The following is a 16,739-nucleotide window of genomic DNA, read 5'->3' as shown; positions in this document are numbered from 1 at the left end:
CCGGCCGCCCTTCGGGCGTCCGGTCATTTCATTCGCGGCTGACCGCTCAACGCAGGCCCGCGATGTAATCCGCGACGGCCTTGATCTCGTTGTCCGACAGCCGCGTCGCGATCTGATGCATCGCCTCGTTGTTGTTGCGTGCGCCGGCACCCTGCTGGAACGCGGTCAACTGCGCGACCGTGTAATCGGCCCACTGTCCAGACAGACGCGGGTACTGGACCGGGAGACCCTGCCCTGTCGGCCCGTGGCAGCTCGCGCAGGCGGGTACGCCCTTCTCCGCGATGCCGCCGCGATAGATCTTCTGGCCGATCGGCACGGTCGCCGCATCGCGTGCGGTGCCGAGCTTCGTCGTCTGCGACCCGTAGTACGCGGCGACGTTGCGCATGTCGTCCGCGCTCAGCGCGCTCGCGAATCCGACCATCACTGCGTTGGTCCGCACCGGCCCCTTCGCGCCCGGCTGCGTCTTGAAGTCGTTCAACTGCTTGACCAGATATTCGGGATGCTGGCCGGCAAGCTTCGGGAAACTGCCCGACGCGCTATTGCCATCGGCACCGTGACACGATGCGCACACCTGCCCGGCAATCGCCTTGCCGCGGTCGAGATCCGGCTTTGCTGCCTCCGCCGCGTTTGCCTCTGCTACGAAACCTACGAACCCTGCTGCAACCTGAAGCACCATCAGAGACTTGCACAGTCGATTCATTCGCACACCCTGTTTCGTCTTGTGGGAATTTGAGGTTCTGCAAAAAACGACGGCGTTCAGTCTACCGCAGAAGCCACATAAAAGCGCGAGGCAGGCGCCCGGTGGCCTTCGGTAAAACCGCCGTATTGTACAATATCGCGTTGAAAGCTCCCGCGCCTATCGGGGCTACCCCGCCTCCACCAAGCGGCTCGCGCCGCCCGTCCTTCCGGTTCCCATGGCCTTTCTGCTCCATCAAGCCCGCTTCTACACGACCGTCAACCATCTGCGCGACCTGCCGCCGACGGTCCAGCCGGAAATCGCGTTCGCGGGCCGCTCGAATGCCGGCAAGTCGACGGCGATCAACGTGCTGTGCAACCAGAAGCGGCTGGCCTTCGCGTCGAAGACCCCTGGCCGCACGCAGCATATCAACTACTTCTCCGTCGGCCCGGCCGCCGAGCCCGTCGCGAATCTCGTCGACCTGCCCGGCTACGGCTACGCGGAAGTGCCCGGCGCCGCCAAGGCCCACTGGGAAATGCTGCTGTCGTCCTACCTGGCAACCCGCTCGCAGCTTTGCGGCCTGATTCTGATGATGGATTCGCGCCGCCCGCTGACCGACCTCGATCGCCGCATGATCGAGTGGTTCGTACCGACGGGCAAGCCGATCCACACGCTGCTGACGAAGTGCGACAAATTGACGCGGCAAGAAAGCATCAATGCGCTGCGGACCACGCAAAAGGGGCTCGATGCGTATCGTGACCAGGGCGTCCAGGGCAAGCTGACGGTCCAGCTGTTTTCCGCGATGAAGCGCACGGGCCTCGACGAGGCGCACGAACTGATCGAGAGCTGGGTGCGGCCGTCCGCCGCCGACGAAAAAAGCGAGCCTGTAGCACAATGATCGGGCAACGCGCGGCCGGGATCGGCGGCGCGCACCTGACGGCGCCTGCGGATTCGGCCGGCTCATAAAAAAACCCGCCGTTGAACGGCGGGTCAAACAGCCTAATCGAAAAACGACAGGCACCCGCTCAGGGAGGAGAAGCGGGGAGCTGCACGCGACGCGTGCCGCTCGATCGCTATCATATACCAACGCTCCCGAAAATGACCGAAGGGTTCCGTAAGGTCCTTCTTGCCCTGATTTCTACCCAATCGCCATGAGCTTTCATCCGCTTCATCGTCCGCGCCGGATGCGCCGCGACGACTTCTCCCGGCGCCTGATGCGCGAAAACCGCCTGACCACCGACGACCTGATCTATCCGGTATTCGTCGTCGAAGGCACCAACGAACGGCAGCCGGTGCCGTCGATGCCCGGCGTCGAACGCGTGTCCGTCGATCTGCTGATGCATGTCGCCGAGCAATGCGTCGAACTCGGCGTGCCTGTGCTGTCGCTGTTCCCGGCCATCGAACCCTCGGTGAAAACGCCTGACGGCCGCGAGGCAGCCAACCCGGAAGGCCTGATCCCGCGCGCGGTGCGCGAGCTGAAGAAGCGCTTTCCCGAACTCGGCGTGCTGACCGACGTCGCACTCGATCCGTACACGAGCCACGGCCAGGACGGCGTGCTCGACGAGAACGGCTACGTGATCAACGACGACACGATCGAGATCCTGATCGATCAGGCGCGCGCACAGGCGGAAGCCGGTGTCGACATCGTCGCGCCGTCGGACATGATGGACGGCCGCATCGGCGCAATCCGCGAGATGCTGGAAAGCGACGGCCATATCCATACGCGCATCATGGCCTATTCGGCCAAGTTCGCATCAGCGTTCTATGGCCCGTTCCGCGACGCGGTCGGCTCGGCGTCCAACCTGGGCAAGGGCAACAAGATGACCTACCAGATGGACCCGGCGAACAGCGACGAAGCGTTGCGCGAAGTGCGCCTCGACATCGACGAAGGCGCCGACATGGTGATGGTCAAGCCCGGCATGCCGTACCTCGACATCGTGCGCCGGTTGAAGGACGAGTTCCGCTTCCCGACCTACGTGTACCAGGTGAGCGGCGAATACGCGATGCTGAAGGCCGCCGCAATGAACGGCTGGCTCGACCACGACAAGGTCGTGCTCGAATCGCTGCTCGCGTTCAAGCGTGCGGGCGCCGACGGCGTGCTCACGTACTTCGCACTCGACGCCGCGCGCCTCCTGAAAGCGCAGCGCTGAGCCACGCGCCGGCAGCGCCACGAAAAACGGCGGGACACTTCGGTGTCCCGCCGTTTTCATTTGCAATCGGTGTACAAGCCACCGACAAGCGTGCGCTACACCGTTGGTACCGCCGCGCGATCGAGACTGCGCAGAAACGTCTCGGCTGCCTGATAGCCGACCACACGGCCGATTTCGTTGCCATTGCGATCGAAGAAGATGATGCCGGGCGGCCCGAACAGGTTGAAGCGCTTGAGCAGCGCCTGATCGTCCGGGTTGTTCGCGGTGACGTCCGCACGTACCAGGTGAAGCTGCGCGAGCCGCGCCTGCACGCGTGAATCAGTGAACGTCAGATGCTCCATCTCCTTGCAGCTCACGCACCAGTCGGCGTAGAAGTCGAGCATTACGGGCTGGCCCGACGTCTTCAGCAGCGCGTCGAGTTCGCCGCTGGAGCGCACCGAAGCGAACGCCGGCTGCCCGGCAGCCGGACCGGCTGCCGACACATCGCCCGACGCGACCGTGCGCGCAGCAAGGACAGCCAGCGGTTTCACGGGGTCGTTGGAGCCCGCCGCAAGACCGACGAGCAGCGTCGCCGCCCAGATCGCGAGCGCGGCGCCGAGGCCACGGCCGAGGCGGCGCCAGATCGACGCGGCGCCGGCATGCGGCGTGAACAGGCCGAGCGCCGCGGCAGCGATGAGTAGCCACAACGCAGCGAGCACCATCTTCAGGCCGCCGGCAAGCACCGGCCACACGATCCACAGCGCGGCCGCGAGCAGCACGATGCCGAAGAACACCTTCACGCCGTCCATCCATGCACCTGCGCGGGGCAGCACCGTACCGGCACCGACGCCGACCACGAGCAACGGCACGCCGAGCCCCAGCCCCATCGCGAACAGAGCGGCACCGCCGAGCAGCGCATTGCCCGTGTGTGCGATGAAAGCGAGCACCGCGAACAGCGGCGCCGTCATGCATGCGCCGACCACCAGCGCCGACAACGCGCCCATCGCGGCAACCGCAACGAAGTGACCGCCCTGTCGCGCACTCGACACTTCGGCTGCACCGTTCTGCCAGCGCGCGGGCAGCGCGATGTCCTTGCCCGAAATCAGCGAAACCGCGAACGCGGTGAGCAGCACGCCGAACGCGCCGAGCACCCACGGGTTCTGCAGCCACGCGCCGAGGCTCTGGCCGACCAGCGCCGCGGCGATGCCCAGCACCGTATAGACGAGCGCCATGCCGACCACGTACGTCAGCGACAGCGCAAAGCCGCGCGCATGCGTCGCGCGCGTGCCCTGGCCGATGATGATCGCCGACACGATCGGGATCATCGGGTACGAACACGGCAGGAGGCTCAGCACGACGCCCGCGACGAAATACAGCGCGACGATCGTGAAGAAGCCATGCCCCTCGAGCAGCGACTGCGCGAAATCGGCGCTCGTGACCTTGTCGAACCAACTGCCCTCGGCTGCCGCATCGCCGGAAGACGAGGCCGCACCCAGTGCGGCGCCGTCGACCTTCACGACGTGCTCGGCGGGCGGATAGCAGATCCCTTCGTCGGCGCAGCCCTGCGACGTCACCGCGAGCTCGAACGGCCCCGACGCCTGCTTGACGGGCACGTGAACGACGACTTCGTCACGGTAGGTCTCGACGTTCTTCTGGAACGTCTGGTCGAACTTCACATGGCCGGCGGGGAACTGCGGCTCGCCGAGCGTCGCCTGCCCGCTCTTCACCGCGAACGCGAACCGCTCGCGGTACAGGTAATAGCCGTTGGCGACCTTGAAGCGGACGTCCACCTGCCCCGGCGATTCGCTCGCGCTGAACTTGAACGCCACCGACGGATCGAGGAAATCGTCGGCCGCACGCGCGACCGACAGGCCGCCGCCCAGCACGAGCATGAACGACAACAGGACTGCGAGGAACCGCAGCGCGCGCACGCGCACGGAAAGCGCCATACCGTTAAACATGAAATAGACGTTGAGTTTCGCTGGTCACCCACTGGCCGTAAGCGGCCGAGGCCGTCGCCTGCCACGAGACGATTTCAGGTGTCTCGTATGGATGATGCGCGAGAATAAATCGCTCCAGTTCGAGCGCCCGCACGGGACTCGTCTTGAACAGCAACTGGATCTCGTCGGCCGTTTCGACCTTGCCCTGCCAGTGATAGCGCGACCTGATCGCACCGAGCTCCGACACACACGCGGCAAGCCGCGCATCGAGCGCACCGGCGGAAAGCGCCTCGGCGGTCGCGGCATCGGGCACCGTCGTCAGCATCAGCACCACTATCATCCGCGCCCTCCTGGCTGGTCTATCGACTCCTGGCTCCTGCCGGCGCGCGTTGCCCACCCGGGAGCGCACCGGCTGCCCCGTATCGTAGCGCAGCCCGCGCAACACTGCCGGCACCACCCTGCGACAATCGATCGCAGCCACCGCCTCAAAAACAAAAAGGGCCAAGCAATTGCTCGGCCCCTTTCAGATACTGCTGCGTACCGGAAGCTTATTCAGCTTCTTGCACGGTTTCCGTTTCGTCGACTTCCGGACGATCGAGCAGCTCGACCAGTGCCATCGGTGCGTTGTCGCCCACGCGGAAGCCGAACTTCAGCACGCGCAGGTAGCCGCCCGGACGGTTCGCGAAACGCGGACCGAGCACGTCGAACAGCTTCGCCACCGAGTCACGATCGCGCAGGCGGTTGAACGCCAGGCGACGGTTCGCCAGCGACGGCTTCTTGCCGAGCGTGATCAGCGGCTCGACGACTTTACGGAGTTCCTTCGCCTTCGGCAGCGTCGTCTTGATGACTTCGTGCTCGATCAGCGAGTTGGACATGTTACGGAGCATAGCCAGACGGTGGCTGCTCGTGCGGTTCAGTTTCCGCAGACCATGACGATGGCGCATTTCAGTTTCCTTGATTCAAAGTTTTGATCCAGCTCTTCTATCGCACCTCGATGGGTGCACGGGCCGGTAACGAAAAAAGCAAGATGCGGATTTTAAAGGAAAATCCGCATCTTTGCCAACTACAGCAACAGCAGCGCTACAAGCGAGCTTACTTGTCGAGACCAGCCGGCGGCCAGTTTTCGAGCTTCATGCCCAGCGTGAGACCGCGCGAAGCGAGCACTTCCTTGATCTCGTTGAGCGACTTGCGACCGAGGTTCGGCGTCTTCAGCAGCTCGTTTTCCGTGCGCTGGATGAGATCGCCGATGTAGTAGATGTTCTCGGCCTTCAGGCAGTTCGCCGAACGAACCGTCAGCTCGAGATCGTCCACCGGACGCAGCAGGATCGGATCGATCTGCGGTGCACGCGACGGCGCTTCGGCTGCCGTTTCCGTGCCTTCCAGCGCCGCGAACACGGACAGCTGGTCGACCAGGATGCGGGCCGATTGACGGATCGCTTCTTCCGGCGTGATCACACCGCTCGTTTCGATGTTCATCACGAGCTTGTCGAGGTCGGTACGCTGCTCGACACGTGCGCTTTCGACCGCATAGCTCACGCGGCGAACCGGCGAGAACGATGCGTCGAGGACGATGCGGCCGATGATCTTGGCCGTGTCTTCGCCGTAGCGACGGACGTTGCCGGGCACATAGCCACGACCCTTTTCGATCTTGATCTGAACGTCGAGCTTGCCACCCTTCGACAGGTGCGCAATCACGTGATTCGGGTTGATGACTTCGCAGTCGTGAGCCAGCTCGATATCGCCGGCCGTGACAACGCCTTCACCTTCCTTGCGCAGCGTAACCGTCACTTCGTCACGGTTATGCAGCTTGAACACCACGCCCTTCAGGTTCAGCAGCAGGTTGACGACGTCTTCCTGCACGCCATCCAGCGTCGAGTACTCGTGCACCACGCCCGCGATCGTCACTTCGGTCGGCGCGTAGCCAACCATCGACGACAGCAGCACGCGGCGAAGCGCATTGCCCAAGGTATGGCCGTAACCGCGTTCGAACGGTTCCATGACCACCCTCGCGTGGTTCTCGCCCAGCGATTCCACGGCGATGATCTTGGGTTTCAGCAAACTGGTTTGCATGGGCTTTCCTTTTCAATACCCTCGGCTCGTTACACCGATAAGGCTGACCGGTAACAACCAGAAAATAAACAGCCGAGGCCCCTCCTTGCGCAACGCAATCGGGGTACCTCGGCCGTCAATCGGATTAACGCGAATACAATTCGACGATCAGGCTTTCGTTGATGTCGCCTGCGATTTCAGCGCGTTCCGGCATTTGCTTGAACGTGCCTTCGAACTTCTTCGCATCGACTGCAACCCAGCTCGGCATGCCGCCTTGCTCGGCCAGCGACAGCGCTTCGACGATACGCGCTTGCTTCTTTGCCTTTTCGCGGATCGCGACGATGTCACCCGCCTTCACTTGCTGCGACGGGACGTTTGCGACGACGCCGTTCACGGTGATCGACTTGTGGCTCACCAGCTGACGCGCTTCAGCGCGGGTCGAGCCGAAGCCCATGCGATACACGACGTTGTCGAGGCGCGACTCGAGCAGTTGCAGCAGGTTTTCACCCGTGTTGCCCTTGCGGCGGTCGGCTTCAGCGAAGTAGCGACGGAACTGACGCTCCAGCACGCCGTAGATGCGCTTGACCTTCTGCTTTTCACGCAGCTGCGTACCGTAGTCGGACGTACGTGCGCCCGAGGTACGGCCGTGCTGGCCCGGCTTGCTGTCGAGCTTGCACTTGTCGGCGAGCGAGCGGCGTGCGCTCTTCAGGAACAGGTCGGTGCCTTCACGGCGGGACAGCTTGGCCTTAGGGCCGATATAACGTGCCACTTTGCATTCCTTTTTCAATCAGTCACGCGGATCGAAATCCGCGCTAGTTCGCTCCCTTTGGGGCGAACGGTGGGCTTAGTCAATCAAAAAAGCAACGCCCGTCGACGCTACGCGGCGACAGGCAATGTGCCAGCACGAATGTGCCAGCACACCTTTAGATACGACGACGCTTCGGCGGACGGCAGCCGTTGTGCGGAATCGGGGTGACATCCGAAATCGCGGTGATCTTGATGCCGAGGCCGTGCAGTGCGCGCACTGCCGACTCACGACCCGGGCCCGGGCCCTTGATCCGCACTTCCAGATTCTTCACGCCGTATTCCATCGCGACGCGGCCAGCCGACTCGGCTGCGACCTGGGCAGCGAACGGCGTCGATTTGCGCGAGCCCTTGAAGCCCTGACCGCCCGACGTCGCCCATGCCAGTGCGTTGCCTTGGCGATCGGTGATCGTGATGATCGTGTTGTTGAACGACGCGTGAACGTGAACCACGCCTTCAGCGACGTTCTTCTTAACCTTCTTGCGAACGCGTTGCGCCGCGGTGTTCGAAGCCTTAGCCATTACGTTTTCCTGTAACTGTCAGTTCCGCTTACTTCTTCAGCGCTTGCGCTGCACGACGCGGACCCTTGCGAGTACGTGCGTTCGTACGCGTACGCTGACCGCGCATCGGCAGGCCCTTGCGATGACGAACACCACGGTAGCAACCGAGGTCCATCAGGCGCTTGATGTTCATCGTCACTTCACGGCGCAGATCGCCTTCGACGACAAACTTGCCCACTTCTTCACGCAGCTTTTCCAAGTCTGCGTCGGTCAAGTCCTTGACCTTCTTCGAAAAATCGACGCCAGCTGCCACGCAGATGCTGCGCGAACGGGTGCGGCCGATACCGAAGATAGCCGTCAGGCCGATCTCGGTATGCTGGTGATTCGGGATGTTAACCCCTGCGATACGAGCCATTGTTTTTCCTCAAACAAAAAGCGCAAACAAACGCGCGGTCAGCCTTGGCGCTGCTTGTGGCGCGGATCCGAGCTGCAGATCACGCGAACGACGCCTTTGCGCTTGATGATCTTGCAATTGCGGCAAATGCGCTTAACCGATGCCATCACTTTCATGATAATACCCTTTTTTCAAATCACTTCGCCCGGAACACGATCCGCGCACGAGACAGATCGTAAGGCGTCAATTCAACCGTCACCTTGTCGCCCGGGAGAATGCGGATGTAGTGCATCCGCATCTTTCCGGAGATATGCCCCAACACGACATGGCCGTTTTCCAGCTTCACGCGGAAGGTAGCATTCGGGAGGTTTTCGATCACCTCGCCTTGCATCTGGATTACATCGTCTTTGGCCATAGTCCTTATTAACGCATTGGGATGTTGCCGCCCTTGAAGTTAGCCTTCTTGAGCAGTGACTCATACTGTTGCGACATAACGTACGACTGCACCTGCGCCATAAAGTCCATCGTGACGACGACAATGATCAGCAGCGACGTTCCACCAAAATAAAACGGCACGTTCCAGCGCAGTACCAGGAATTCCGGCAGCAGACACACGAAGACGATGTAGATCGCACCGGCCAGCGTCAGACGCGTGAGGATGCGGTCGATATATCGTGCGGTCTGATCGCCCGGACGGATACCCGGAACAAACGCGCCGCTCTTCTTCAGGTTGTCTGCGGTTTCCCTGCTGTTGAACACCAATGCGGTGTAGAAGAAGCAGAAAAACACGATCGCCAGCGTGTACAGCAACACATAGACCGGCTGGCCCGGCTTCAGCGCTTCCGCAACGTTATGCAACGTGTTGGAAATCCAGCTTCCCGTCGGCTGACCGGTACTGAACCAGCCGAGAATCGTTGCCGGGAACAGAATGATCGACGACGCGAAGATCGGCGGAATCACACCCGACATGTTCAGCTTCAGCGGCAGATGCGACGACTGCCCACCGTAGATCTTGTTGCCGACCTGGCGCTTCGCGTAGTTCACGAGGATCTTGCGCTGCCCGCGTTCGATGAACACGACCAGGTAAGTCACCGCGGCAATCAGGACGACGATGATGATCGCCGAAATGATGCTCATCGAACCCGTACGCACCAGCTCGAACAACCCACCGACGGCATTCGGGAACCCTGCTGCGATCCCGCCGAAGATGATGATCGAGATACCGTTGCCCAGACCACGCTCGGTAATCTGCTCGCCGAGCCACATCAGGAACATCGTGCCGGTAACCAGCGTCACGACCGTCGTCAGACGGAACAGCATGCCGGGATCGGTGACGAGGCCCGGCTGGTTTTCCAGCGCAGCCGCGATACCGAACGCCTGGAAGGTCGCGAGCACGACGGTGAAATACCGTGTGTACTGCGTGATCTTCCGTTGCCCTGCCTGCCCTTCCTTCTTCAGCGCCTCGAGCTGCGGCGATACGATCGCCAGCAACTGCATGATGATCGACGCCGAAATGTACGGCATGATCCCCAGCGCAAAGATCGTGAAGCGGGAAAGCGCGCCACCCGAGAACATGTTGAACATGCCCAGGATGCCGCCCGCCTGGCTCTGGAACAGCTTAGCCAGTTGATCCGGATCGATGCCCGGCACGGGAATGTGCGCGCCGATGCGATAGACGATCAGCGCCAGGAGCAGGAACATCGCTCGCCGGCGCAGATCGCCGAATTTCGCCGTGCTTCGACCGGGTTTTGCAAGACTCGGGCTGTTAGCCAAGTACCTTCTCCGATGAATGCAAATGACGACGCGCTACGCGTGTCACTCGGCGAACGAACCGCCAGCCGCTTCGATCGCAGCACGCGCACCCTTGGTGGCACCGAGACCCTTCACGACGATCTTGCGCTTCAGCTCGCCCGTCGCGATGATCTTTGCGCTCTTCGTCAGCTCGCCGACCAGGCCGGCTTGCTTCAGTGCGAGCAGATCGATCTCATCGACCGGCAGCTTCTCGAGGTCGCCCAGGCGCACTTCACCGACGAATTCCTTCGTCAGCGACGTGAAGCCGCGCTTCGGCAGACGACGTTGCAGCGGCATCTGACCGCCTTCGAAACCGACTTTGTGGAAGCCGCCCGAACGCGATTTCTGACCCTTGTGACCACGGCCAGCCGTCTTGCCGAGGCCCGAACCGATGCCACGGCCGACGCGACGCTTGGCGTGCTTGGCGCCAGCTGCCGGCTTCAGGTTATTCAATTCCATATCAACTCCTTGATCCGTAGGGCCGCTTACGCGATGACCTTAACGAGGTACGAGACCTTGTTGATCATGCCGCGGACCGCCGGCGTGTCCTGAAGCTCGCTGACCGAGTTGAGTCGGCGCAGGCCCAGGCCACGCACGGTCGCGCGGTGCGATTCGCGGGTCCCGATCAGGCTCTTAACGAGCTGAACCTTGACAGTTTTTTCAGACATGGTGACCACCCGGGCTTAGCCCAAAATTTCTTCGACGGACTTGCCGCGCTTCGCCGCGATGTCTGCCGGGGTGGACTGCTTGCGCAGACCGTCCAGCGTGGCGCGAACGAGGTTGTACGGGTTCGTCGAACCGTGGCTCTTTGCCACGACGTTCTGAACGCCCATCACGTCGAACACTGCGCGCATCGGGCCGCCGGCGATCACGCCCGTACCTGCCTTCGCCGGAGCGAGGAGGACAGCCGATGCGCCATGCTTGCCGTGCACTTCGTGTTGCAGCGTGCCGTTCTTGAGCGGCACCTTGAACATGTTGCGGCGAGCTTGTTCCATTGCCTTCTGGACAGCGACCGGCACTTCCTTCGCCTTGCCCTTGCCCATACCGATGCGGCCATCGCCGTCGCCAACCACGGTCAGTGCGGCGAAGCCGAGAATACGGCCACCCTTCACGACCTTGGTCACGCGGTTGACCGAAATCATCTTTTCACGAAGGCCGTCGTCGCGCTCGTCAGCCTGAACTTTCGCTTGCATCTTTGCCATGACGAATTCCTTCCTTAGAACTTGAGCCCAGCTTCGCGAGCTGCCTCAGCCAGCGCCTTGACGCGGCCGTGGTAGCGGAAGCCCGAGCGGTCGAAGGCGACGGATTCGATGCCGGCAGCCTTTGCCTTCTCGGCAATACGCTTGCCGATCAGCGTCGCGGCATTAACGTTGCCGCCCTTGCCCGACTTGTCGGCCAGTTCAGCGCGCACTTCTGCTTCGAGCGTCGACGCGCTGGCGAGCACCTTGGTGCCGCAGGGCGAGAACACTTGAGCGTAGATGTGCGTGTTCGTGCGATGCACGGCGAGACGCGCGACCTGCAGCTCAGCGATCTTGATACGCGTCTGGCGAGCGCGGCGCAGGCGAGATTGAGTCTTATCCATGATTGCGCACCCTTACTTCTTCTTCGTTTCTTTGAGGATCACAACCTCGTCGGAATAGCGCACGCCCTTGCCCTTGTAGGGCTCCGGCGGACGGTAACCGCGAACTTCCGCAGCTACTTGACCGACTTGTTGCTTGTTGATCCCCTTGATCACGATTTCGGTTTGCGTCGGGGTTTCTGCCTTGACGCCTTCCGGCATCTGGTGCACCACCGGGTGCGAGAAACCCAGCGACAGATTCAGCTTGTCGCCTTGCGCTTGCGCACGATAACCGACGCCAACCAGCGTCAGCTTGCGCTCGAAACCCTTGGTCACGCCGTGCACGGCATTCGCGATGATCGCGCGCATCGTGCCCGACAGTGCATTTGCTTCGCGGCTTTCGTCCACCGGCGACAGGTTCAGCGTGCCGTCGTTGTTCGCCACGTTCACGAGCGGATTGATCGCTTGCGTGATGGTGCCCAGCGGGCCCTTGACGGTGATCGCACCGTCGGCCAGCTTGACTTCCGCGCCTTGCAGCGCGATCGGGCTCTTACCTACTCGAGACATGTTTCTCTCTCCTCGGCTTTAAGCGACGTAGCAGATGACTTCGCCGCCGACGCCGGTAGCGCGCGCCTTGCGGTCGGTCATCACGCCCTTCGGCGTCGACACGATTGCCACGCCCAGGCCGTTCATGACCTGCGGAATGTCGTTACGGCCGCGGTACACGCGCAGACCAGGCTTCGACACGCGCTCGAGGCGTTCGATGACCGGGCGACCTGCGTAGTACTTCAGCGCGATATTCAGTTCGGACTTCGCACCTTCCGCCTTGACGGCGAAATCGTCGATGTAACCTTCGTCCTTCAGGACTTGCGCGATTGCAACCTTGACCTTCGACGAGGGCATCGCAACCGATACCTTCTCGACCATCTGCGCGTTGCGGATGCGAGTCAGCATATCGGCGATAGGATCACTCATGCTCATTTACGTTTCTCCTATTACCAGCTCGCCTTGGTCAGGCCAGGAATCTCGCCACGGAATGCGATTTCACGAATCTTGTTACGCGCGAGGCCGAATTTACGGAACGTGCCACGCGGACGGCCCGTGATCGCGCAGCGGTTACGCTGGCGGGTCGGGTTTGCGTTGCGGGGCAGTTGCTGCAACTCAAGGCGTGCTTCGTAGCGCTCTTCTTCCGACTTGCTTTGGTCTTCGACGATCGCCTTCAGCGCATCGCGCTTTGCTGCGAACTTCGCGACCAGGCGGGCGCGCTTCTTTTCACGTTCGATCAGTGCCAGTTTAGCCACGGTAACCTCAGTTTCTGAACGGGAACTTGAAGCTGGCGAGCAGAGCCTTTGCTTCGTCGTCGGTCTTCGCAGTCGTCGTGATGCTGATGTTCAGCCCACGCAGTGCGTCGATCTTGTCGTAGTCGATTTCGGGGAAAATGATCTGCTCTTTCACACCGATGTTGTAGTTGCCACGGCCATCGAAAGCACGACCCGACACGCCGCGGAAGTCACGCACGCGGGGCAGGGCAACCGTCACGAAACGGTCGAGGAATTCGTACATTGCACGGCCACGCAGCGTCACCATCGCGCCGATCGGGTAACCCTGGCGGATCTTGAAGCCTGCGATTGCCTTGCGTGCCTTCGTCACGACCGGCTTCTGACCAGCGATCTTCGTGAGGTCGCCGACGGCGTTCTCGATGATCTTCTTGTCAGCGATCGCTTCGCCAAGACCCATGTTCAGCGTGATCTTGGTGATGCGCGGCACTTCCATGACCGACTTGTAACCGAACTTCTCGATCAGGCCGGGCACAACCTTTTCTTTGTAAAACTCTTGAAAACGAGCCATTTTTTACTCCGCTGCGTCAGGCGCTCAGTACGGCACCGGTCGTCTTCAGGAAGCGAACCTTCTTGCCTTCCTCGACCTTGATGCCAACACGCGACGCCTTGCCATTCGCGTCGACCAGTGCGACGTTCGAAATATGCAGGGGCATCGTCTTCGCTTCCACGCCACCCGTCGTACCCTTCATCGGGTTCGGCTTCACATGCTTCTTGACGAGGTTGATACCTTCAACCGTCACATGCTCTGCACCGACAGCCAGCACGACGCCGCGCTTGCCCTTGTCCTTGCCAGTGACGACGATGACTTCGTCACCTTTGCGAATCTTGTTCATCGCGACTCCTTACAGCACTTCCGGCGCCAGCGAAACGATCTTCATGAATCGTTCGCTACGCAGCTCACGCGTCACCGGCCCGAAGATACGGGTGCCGATCGGCTCGAGCTTGTTATTCAAAAGCACAGCGGCGTTGCCGTCGAACTTGATCAGCGAGCCGTCTTGACGGCGCACGCCCTTGGCGGTGCGGACCACCACGGCGTTGTAAATTTCGCCTTTCTTCACGCGCCCGCGCGGCGTTGCCTCTTTGACGCTCACCTTGATGATGTCGCCAATGCCGGCATAACGACGCTTCGAGCCGCCGAGCACCTTGATGCACAGGACTTCACGTGCACCCGTGTTGTCGGCTACTTCGAGCCGAGATTCGGTCTGGATCATGGTTTGTCTTTCCCAACTTAATCCGGATGCACCACCATGATGCATTCGGTCAGTCTTGGTCCCGTCAGCCAATCGGCTGCTTGGGTTGGAACAGCAGCGACGGCAAACGAAACCCGCCATCGCAATTCGGTGAATCTTTCGGACAGGCAGGCGCCAGTCCGCTTCCCCCACCAACTTCGCCCGCGACGGGGCTCCCATAAAGAGGGAAGACCGGGATTATAACAAATAATCCCGGTCACGCAAGCAAAAACTTTGCGATTTCAAGCACTTCGTGGAGAAGTGCCTGTTACTGCCTACTGCGCTGCCCGCTTAGATGACGCGAGCTGCTTCGACGAGGCGCGACACCGTCCAGGCCTTCGTCTTCGAAACAGGACGAGTTTCCTGGATTTCGACGAGATCGCCTTCGTTGTAGGTGTTCGCTTCATCATGCGCGTGGTACTTCTTCGAGCGCACGACATACTTGCCGTAGATCGGATGCTTGACGCGGTGCTCGATCAGCACGGTGACGGTCTTGTCCATCTTGTTGCTGACGACCCGACCGACCAGCGTCCGCTTCAGCGAGGTTTTCACGCTATCGTTCATTTCTGGTTCGCCTTCTGAGTCATGACGGTCCGCACACGTGCGATGTCGCGACGAACCTTCTTCAGCTGGCTCGTGTTCGTGAGCTGCTGGGTCGCGAGTTGCATGCGCAGGCCGAATTGCGCCTTCAGCAGGTCCGCCAGCTCCTTGTTGAGCGCGGCCTGGTCTTTCTGGAGAAGTTCGGAAGCCTTCATGTTTTCTCCTTAGGCGCCGAGCTGACGCACGATGAATGCCGTCTTGAGCGGCAGCTTGGCTGCAGCCAGACGGAACGCTTCGCGTGCCAGTTCTTCGGTTACGCCGTCCATTTCATAGAGCATCTTGCCCGGCTGAATCTCGGCGACGTAGTACTCCGGGTTACCCTTACCGTTACCCATACGCACTTCGGCCGGCTTCTGCGAAATCGGCTTGTCCGGGAAGATCCGGATCCAGATGCGGCCGCCACGCTTGATGTGACGCGTCATTGCACGACGCGCCGCTTCAATCTGACGTGCGGTCAAACGACCGCGACCGATCGCCTTCAGGCCGAATTCACCGAACGACACTGCGTTGCCGCGCGTCGCCTTGCCGGTGTTACGACCCTTCTGCTCTTTACGATACTTTCTGCGTTTCGGTTGCAGCATCGTTATTCTCCAGTCTTGCCGTCTTCGGGCTTGCCGGCGCCGCGGCGCGGTGCGCCACGACGAGCACCCGGAGCGCCGCCTTCGCCGTCACGGCGCGGACGACGGTCGCCCGGACGCGCATTGCGACGCGGACGCTTGTCTTCGGCTACTTCTTCCACCACCGGTGCGTCGTTGCGGCCGAGCGTGTCGCCCTTGTAAACCCACACCTTGACGCCGATGATCCCGTAAGTCGTCTTCGCTTCCGAAGTCGCGTAGTCGATATCAGCACGCAGCGTGTGAAGGGGCACGCGACCTTCGCGATACCACTCCGTACGAGCGATTTCGATACCGTTCAGACGGCCTGCGCTCATGATCTTGATGCCTTGGGCACCCAGACGCATCGCGTTCTGCATCGCACGCTTCATCGCGCGACGGAACATGATCCGGCGCTCGAGCTGTTGCGTGATCGAGTCAGCGATCAACTGAGCATCGGTTTCCGGCTTGCGGATTTCTTCGATGTTGACGTGAACCGGCACGCCCATGCGGCGTTGCAGTTCCGTCTTCAGCTGTTCGATATCCTCGCCCTTCTTGCCGATGACCACGCCCGGACGCGAGCTGTAAATCGTGATGCGCGCGTTCTTCGCCGGACGCTCGATGACGACCCGACCGACCGAAGCGTTCTTCAGCTTCTTCTTCAGGTATTCACGAACACCGATGTCTTCCTGCAGCATCGCCGCGAAATTGTTGTTGTTCGCGTACCAACGCGAAGCCCAATTGCGGCTGACAGCCAGGCGGAAGCCAGTCGGATGAATTTTCTGTCCCATCGTATGGCTCCTTAATTCCCGACCGTCACAGTGATGTGACAGGATTGCTTCTCGATGCGGTTACCGCGGCCCTTGGCGCGCGCGGTGAAACGCTTGAGCGATGCAGCCTTGTCGACGTAGATGCTCTTGATCTTGAGCTCGTCGATATCGGCGCCTTCGTTGTGCTCCGCATTCGCGATTGCCGACAGCACAACCTTCTTCACGATGCCAGCCGCTTTCTTCGGCGAGAACGTCAGAACGTTCAGCGCCTTGTCGACCGGCAAACCGCGGATCTGGTCAGCCACAAGGCGCGTTTTTTGCGCCGAGATGCGGGCACCGCGATGAATTGCTTTCACTTCCATCTTG

28 protein-coding genes are annotated in these 16,739 nt (G+C 61.3%); 2 read left to right on the top strand and 26 right to left on the bottom strand.

Annotated elements, in window-relative coordinates:
• Positions 1–46: 46 nt before the first annotated feature.
• A complete protein-coding gene (locus APZ15_RS05495; protein ID WP_027788576.1) occupies positions 47–700 on the bottom strand; it encodes a c-type cytochrome in 654 nt (217 codons plus the stop codon).
• Positions 701–914: 214 nt separating this feature from the next.
• Between APZ15_RS05495 and yihA the strand changes: the two genes are divergently transcribed.
• Both yihA and hemB read left to right on the top strand, forming a co-directional pair.
• Positions 915–1,574: a ribosome biogenesis GTP-binding protein YihA/YsxC gene (yihA, locus tag APZ15_RS05490; protein WP_021161737.1), complete on the top strand. Its 660-nt coding sequence runs from the start codon at positions 915–917 to the stop codon at positions 1,572–1,574.
• Between the two features lie 253 nt (positions 1,575–1,827).
• Positions 1,828–2,826: a porphobilinogen synthase gene (gene hemB, locus APZ15_RS05485; RefSeq protein WP_027788577.1), complete on the top strand. Its 999-nt coding sequence runs from the start codon at positions 1,828–1,830 to the stop codon at positions 2,824–2,826.
• Positions 2,827–2,921: 95 nt separating this feature from the next.
• Here hemB and dsbD read toward each other — a convergent pair whose 3' ends face one another.
• The 25 genes from dsbD to rplV form a co-directional block, all read right to left on the bottom strand.
• On the bottom strand, positions 2,922–4,766 hold the full coding sequence (gene dsbD / locus APZ15_RS05480) for a protein-disulfide reductase DsbD (RefSeq protein ID WP_027788578.1): 1,845 nt from the start codon (positions 4,764–4,766) through the stop codon (positions 2,922–2,924).
• Positions 4,759–5,085, bottom strand: coding sequence for a divalent-cation tolerance protein CutA (gene cutA, locus APZ15_RS05475; RefSeq protein ID WP_021161734.1), 327 nt, complete (start codon positions 5,083–5,085; stop codon positions 4,759–4,761). Before cutA ends, dsbD begins: the two co-directional genes overlap by 8 nt.
• A gap of 208 nt (positions 5,086–5,293) precedes the next feature.
• Complete coding sequence (gene rplQ, locus APZ15_RS05470; protein WP_027788579.1) at positions 5,294–5,689, bottom strand: 50S ribosomal protein L17; 396 nt, start codon at positions 5,687–5,689, stop codon at positions 5,294–5,296.
• 148 nt (positions 5,690–5,837) lie between these two features.
• A complete protein-coding gene (locus tag APZ15_RS05465) occupies positions 5,838–6,815 on the bottom strand; it encodes a DNA-directed RNA polymerase subunit alpha (protein WP_006477176.1) in 978 nt (325 codons plus the stop codon).
• 124 nt (positions 6,816–6,939) lie between these two features.
• On the bottom strand, positions 6,940–7,563 hold the full coding sequence (gene rpsD, locus APZ15_RS05460; RefSeq protein WP_021161733.1) for a 30S ribosomal protein S4: 624 nt from the start codon (positions 7,561–7,563) through the stop codon (positions 6,940–6,942).
• A gap of 154 nt (positions 7,564–7,717) precedes the next feature.
• The gene (rpsK, locus tag APZ15_RS05455) at positions 7,718–8,119 is read right to left on the bottom strand and encodes a 30S ribosomal protein S11 (protein ID WP_004197937.1); all 402 of its coding nucleotides are present in this window, start codon (positions 8,117–8,119) and stop codon (positions 7,718–7,720) included.
• A gap of 28 nt (positions 8,120–8,147) precedes the next feature.
• The gene (rpsM, locus tag APZ15_RS05450) at positions 8,148–8,513 is read right to left on the bottom strand and encodes a 30S ribosomal protein S13 (RefSeq protein ID WP_006400641.1); all 366 of its coding nucleotides are present in this window, start codon (positions 8,511–8,513) and stop codon (positions 8,148–8,150) included.
• A 38-nt stretch (positions 8,514–8,551) separates the two neighbouring features.
• The gene (gene rpmJ / locus APZ15_RS05445; protein WP_004199844.1) at positions 8,552–8,668 is read right to left on the bottom strand and encodes a 50S ribosomal protein L36; all 117 of its coding nucleotides are present in this window, start codon (positions 8,666–8,668) and stop codon (positions 8,552–8,554) included.
• Between the two features lie 20 nt (positions 8,669–8,688).
• Positions 8,689–8,907, bottom strand: coding sequence for a translation initiation factor IF-1 (infA, locus tag APZ15_RS05440; RefSeq protein ID WP_004521905.1), 219 nt, complete (start codon positions 8,905–8,907; stop codon positions 8,689–8,691).
• 8 nt (positions 8,908–8,915) lie between these two features.
• The gene (gene secY, locus APZ15_RS05435; protein ID WP_006482915.1) at positions 8,916–10,265 is read right to left on the bottom strand and encodes a preprotein translocase subunit SecY; all 1,350 of its coding nucleotides are present in this window, start codon (positions 10,263–10,265) and stop codon (positions 8,916–8,918) included.
• A 42-nt stretch (positions 10,266–10,307) separates the two neighbouring features.
• Positions 10,308–10,742, bottom strand: a complete 435-nt coding sequence (gene rplO, locus APZ15_RS05430) for a 50S ribosomal protein L15 (RefSeq protein WP_006482880.1) — start codon at positions 10,740–10,742, stop codon at positions 10,308–10,310.
• Positions 10,743–10,768: 26 nt separating this feature from the next.
• Positions 10,769–10,951, bottom strand: a complete 183-nt coding sequence (gene rpmD / locus APZ15_RS05425; RefSeq protein ID WP_006400644.1) for a 50S ribosomal protein L30 — start codon at positions 10,949–10,951, stop codon at positions 10,769–10,771.
• Positions 10,952–10,966: 15 nt separating this feature from the next.
• Positions 10,967–11,485, bottom strand: coding sequence for a 30S ribosomal protein S5 (gene rpsE, locus APZ15_RS05420; RefSeq protein WP_006482895.1), 519 nt, complete (start codon positions 11,483–11,485; stop codon positions 10,967–10,969).
• A 14-nt stretch (positions 11,486–11,499) separates the two neighbouring features.
• On the bottom strand, positions 11,500–11,865 hold the full coding sequence (rplR, locus tag APZ15_RS05415; RefSeq protein ID WP_006477183.1) for a 50S ribosomal protein L18: 366 nt from the start codon (positions 11,863–11,865) through the stop codon (positions 11,500–11,502).
• Positions 11,866–11,877: 12 nt separating this feature from the next.
• The gene (rplF, locus tag APZ15_RS05410; protein ID WP_006758786.1) at positions 11,878–12,408 is read right to left on the bottom strand and encodes a 50S ribosomal protein L6; all 531 of its coding nucleotides are present in this window, start codon (positions 12,406–12,408) and stop codon (positions 11,878–11,880) included.
• A gap of 18 nt (positions 12,409–12,426) precedes the next feature.
• Positions 12,427–12,822, bottom strand: a complete 396-nt coding sequence (gene rpsH, locus APZ15_RS05405; protein ID WP_006477185.1) for a 30S ribosomal protein S8 — start codon at positions 12,820–12,822, stop codon at positions 12,427–12,429.
• Between the two features lie 14 nt (positions 12,823–12,836).
• Entirely contained in the window at positions 12,837–13,142 is a 306-nt protein-coding gene (gene rpsN / locus APZ15_RS05400) for a 30S ribosomal protein S14 (RefSeq protein ID WP_011350676.1), read from the bottom strand.
• A gap of 7 nt (positions 13,143–13,149) precedes the next feature.
• Positions 13,150–13,689, bottom strand: coding sequence for a 50S ribosomal protein L5 (gene rplE / locus APZ15_RS05395; RefSeq protein WP_006482882.1), 540 nt, complete (start codon positions 13,687–13,689; stop codon positions 13,150–13,152).
• Positions 13,690–13,705: 16 nt separating this feature from the next.
• Positions 13,706–14,014 (bottom strand): 50S ribosomal protein L24, encoded by a 309-nt coding sequence (gene rplX, locus APZ15_RS05390; RefSeq protein ID WP_006477187.1) that lies wholly within the window; start codon positions 14,012–14,014, stop codon positions 13,706–13,708.
• 9 nt (positions 14,015–14,023) lie between these two features.
• Positions 14,024–14,392, bottom strand: a complete 369-nt coding sequence (gene rplN / locus APZ15_RS05385) for a 50S ribosomal protein L14 (RefSeq protein ID WP_006482918.1) — start codon at positions 14,390–14,392, stop codon at positions 14,024–14,026.
• A gap of 309 nt (positions 14,393–14,701) precedes the next feature.
• Positions 14,702–14,974, bottom strand: coding sequence for a 30S ribosomal protein S17 (rpsQ, locus tag APZ15_RS05380; RefSeq protein ID WP_006477189.1), 273 nt, complete (start codon positions 14,972–14,974; stop codon positions 14,702–14,704).
• A complete protein-coding gene (gene rpmC / locus APZ15_RS05375; protein ID WP_006400652.1) occupies positions 14,971–15,165 on the bottom strand; it encodes a 50S ribosomal protein L29 in 195 nt (64 codons plus the stop codon). Before rpmC ends, rpsQ begins: the two co-directional genes overlap by 4 nt.
• Before the next feature lie 9 nt (positions 15,166–15,174).
• Complete coding sequence (rplP, locus tag APZ15_RS05370) at positions 15,175–15,591, bottom strand: 50S ribosomal protein L16 (RefSeq protein WP_006482873.1); 417 nt, start codon at positions 15,589–15,591, stop codon at positions 15,175–15,177.
• Between the two features lie 2 nt (positions 15,592–15,593).
• Positions 15,594–16,394, bottom strand: a complete 801-nt coding sequence (rpsC, locus tag APZ15_RS05365) for a 30S ribosomal protein S3 (protein WP_006482899.1) — start codon at positions 16,392–16,394, stop codon at positions 15,594–15,596.
• 11 nt (positions 16,395–16,405) lie between these two features.
• Complete coding sequence (gene rplV / locus APZ15_RS05360) at positions 16,406–16,735, bottom strand: 50S ribosomal protein L22 (protein ID WP_004199272.1); 330 nt, start codon at positions 16,733–16,735, stop codon at positions 16,406–16,408.
• Positions 16,736–16,739: the final 4 nt, after the last annotated feature.

It is taken from the genome of Burkholderia cepacia ATCC 25416 (genome assembly GCF_001411495.1).
In the GTDB taxonomy this organism is placed as follows: domain Bacteria; phylum Pseudomonadota; class Gammaproteobacteria; order Burkholderiales; family Burkholderiaceae; genus Burkholderia; species Burkholderia cepacia.
Note: the sequence above shows the minus strand (reverse complement) of the source record. Positions and strands in the feature narration are given on the sequence as shown.

Bases quoted from the DNA above. Each gene is read 5' to 3' on its own strand.
- APZ15_RS05495 (WP_027788576.1), bottom strand. From the start codon at position 700: ATGAATCGACTGTGCAAGTCTCTGATGGTGCTTCAGGTTGCAGCAGGG.
- yihA (WP_021161737.1), top strand. From the start codon at position 915: ATGGCCTTTCTGCTCCATCAAGCCCGCTTCTACACGACCGTCAACCAT.
- hemB (WP_027788577.1), top strand. From the start codon at position 1,828: ATGAGCTTTCATCCGCTTCATCGTCCGCGCCGGATGCGCCGCGACGAC.
- dsbD (WP_027788578.1), bottom strand. From the start codon at position 4,766: ATGTTTAACGGTATGGCGCTTTCCGTGCGCGTGCGCGCGCTGCGGTTC.
- cutA (WP_021161734.1), bottom strand. From the start codon at position 5,085: ATGATAGTGGTGCTGATGCTGACGACGGTGCCCGATGCCGCGACCGCC.
- rplQ (WP_027788579.1), bottom strand. From the start codon at position 5,689: ATGCGCCATCGTCATGGTCTGCGGAAACTGAACCGCACGAGCAGCCAC.
- APZ15_RS05465 (WP_006477176.1), bottom strand. From the start codon at position 6,815: ATGCAAACCAGTTTGCTGAAACCCAAGATCATCGCCGTGGAATCGCTG.
- rpsK (WP_004197937.1), bottom strand. From the start codon at position 8,119: ATGGCTAAGGCTTCGAACACCGCGGCGCAACGCGTTCGCAAGAAGGTT.
- rpsM (WP_006400641.1), bottom strand. From the start codon at position 8,513: ATGGCTCGTATCGCAGGGGTTAACATCCCGAATCACCAGCATACCGAG.
- rpmJ (WP_004199844.1), bottom strand. From the start codon at position 8,668: ATGAAAGTGATGGCATCGGTTAAGCGCATTTGCCGCAATTGCAAGATC.
- infA (WP_004521905.1), bottom strand. From the start codon at position 8,907: ATGGCCAAAGACGATGTAATCCAGATGCAAGGCGAGGTGATCGAAAAC.
- rplO (WP_006482880.1), bottom strand. From the start codon at position 10,742: ATGGAATTGAATAACCTGAAGCCGGCAGCTGGCGCCAAGCACGCCAAG.
- rpmD (WP_006400644.1), bottom strand. From the start codon at position 10,951: ATGTCTGAAAAAACTGTCAAGGTTCAGCTCGTTAAGAGCCTGATCGGG.
- rpsE (WP_006482895.1), bottom strand. From the start codon at position 11,485: ATGGCAAAGATGCAAGCGAAAGTTCAGGCTGACGAGCGCGACGACGGC.
- rplR (WP_006477183.1), bottom strand. From the start codon at position 11,865: ATGGATAAGACTCAATCTCGCCTGCGCCGCGCTCGCCAGACGCGTATC.
- rplF (WP_006758786.1), bottom strand. From the start codon at position 12,408: ATGTCTCGAGTAGGTAAGAGCCCGATCGCGCTGCAAGGCGCGGAAGTC.
- rpsH (WP_006477185.1), bottom strand. From the start codon at position 12,822: ATGAGCATGAGTGATCCTATCGCCGATATGCTGACTCGCATCCGCAAC.
- rplE (WP_006482882.1), bottom strand. From the start codon at position 13,689: ATGGCTCGTTTTCAAGAGTTTTACAAAGAAAAGGTTGTGCCCGGCCTG.
- rplX (WP_006477187.1), bottom strand. From the start codon at position 14,014: ATGAACAAGATTCGCAAAGGTGACGAAGTCATCGTCGTCACTGGCAAG.
- rplN (WP_006482918.1), bottom strand. From the start codon at position 14,392: ATGATCCAGACCGAATCTCGGCTCGAAGTAGCCGACAACACGGGTGCA.
- rpsQ (WP_006477189.1), bottom strand. From the start codon at position 14,974: ATGAACGATAGCGTGAAAACCTCGCTGAAGCGGACGCTGGTCGGTCGG.
- rpmC (WP_006400652.1), bottom strand. From the start codon at position 15,165: ATGAAGGCTTCCGAACTTCTCCAGAAAGACCAGGCCGCGCTCAACAAG.
- rplP (WP_006482873.1), bottom strand. From the start codon at position 15,591: ATGCTGCAACCGAAACGCAGAAAGTATCGTAAAGAGCAGAAGGGTCGT.
- rpsC (WP_006482899.1), bottom strand. From the start codon at position 16,394: ATGGGACAGAAAATTCATCCGACTGGCTTCCGCCTGGCTGTCAGCCGC.
- rplV (WP_004199272.1), bottom strand. From the start codon at position 16,735: ATGGAAGTGAAAGCAATTCATCGCGGTGCCCGCATCTCGGCGCAAAAA.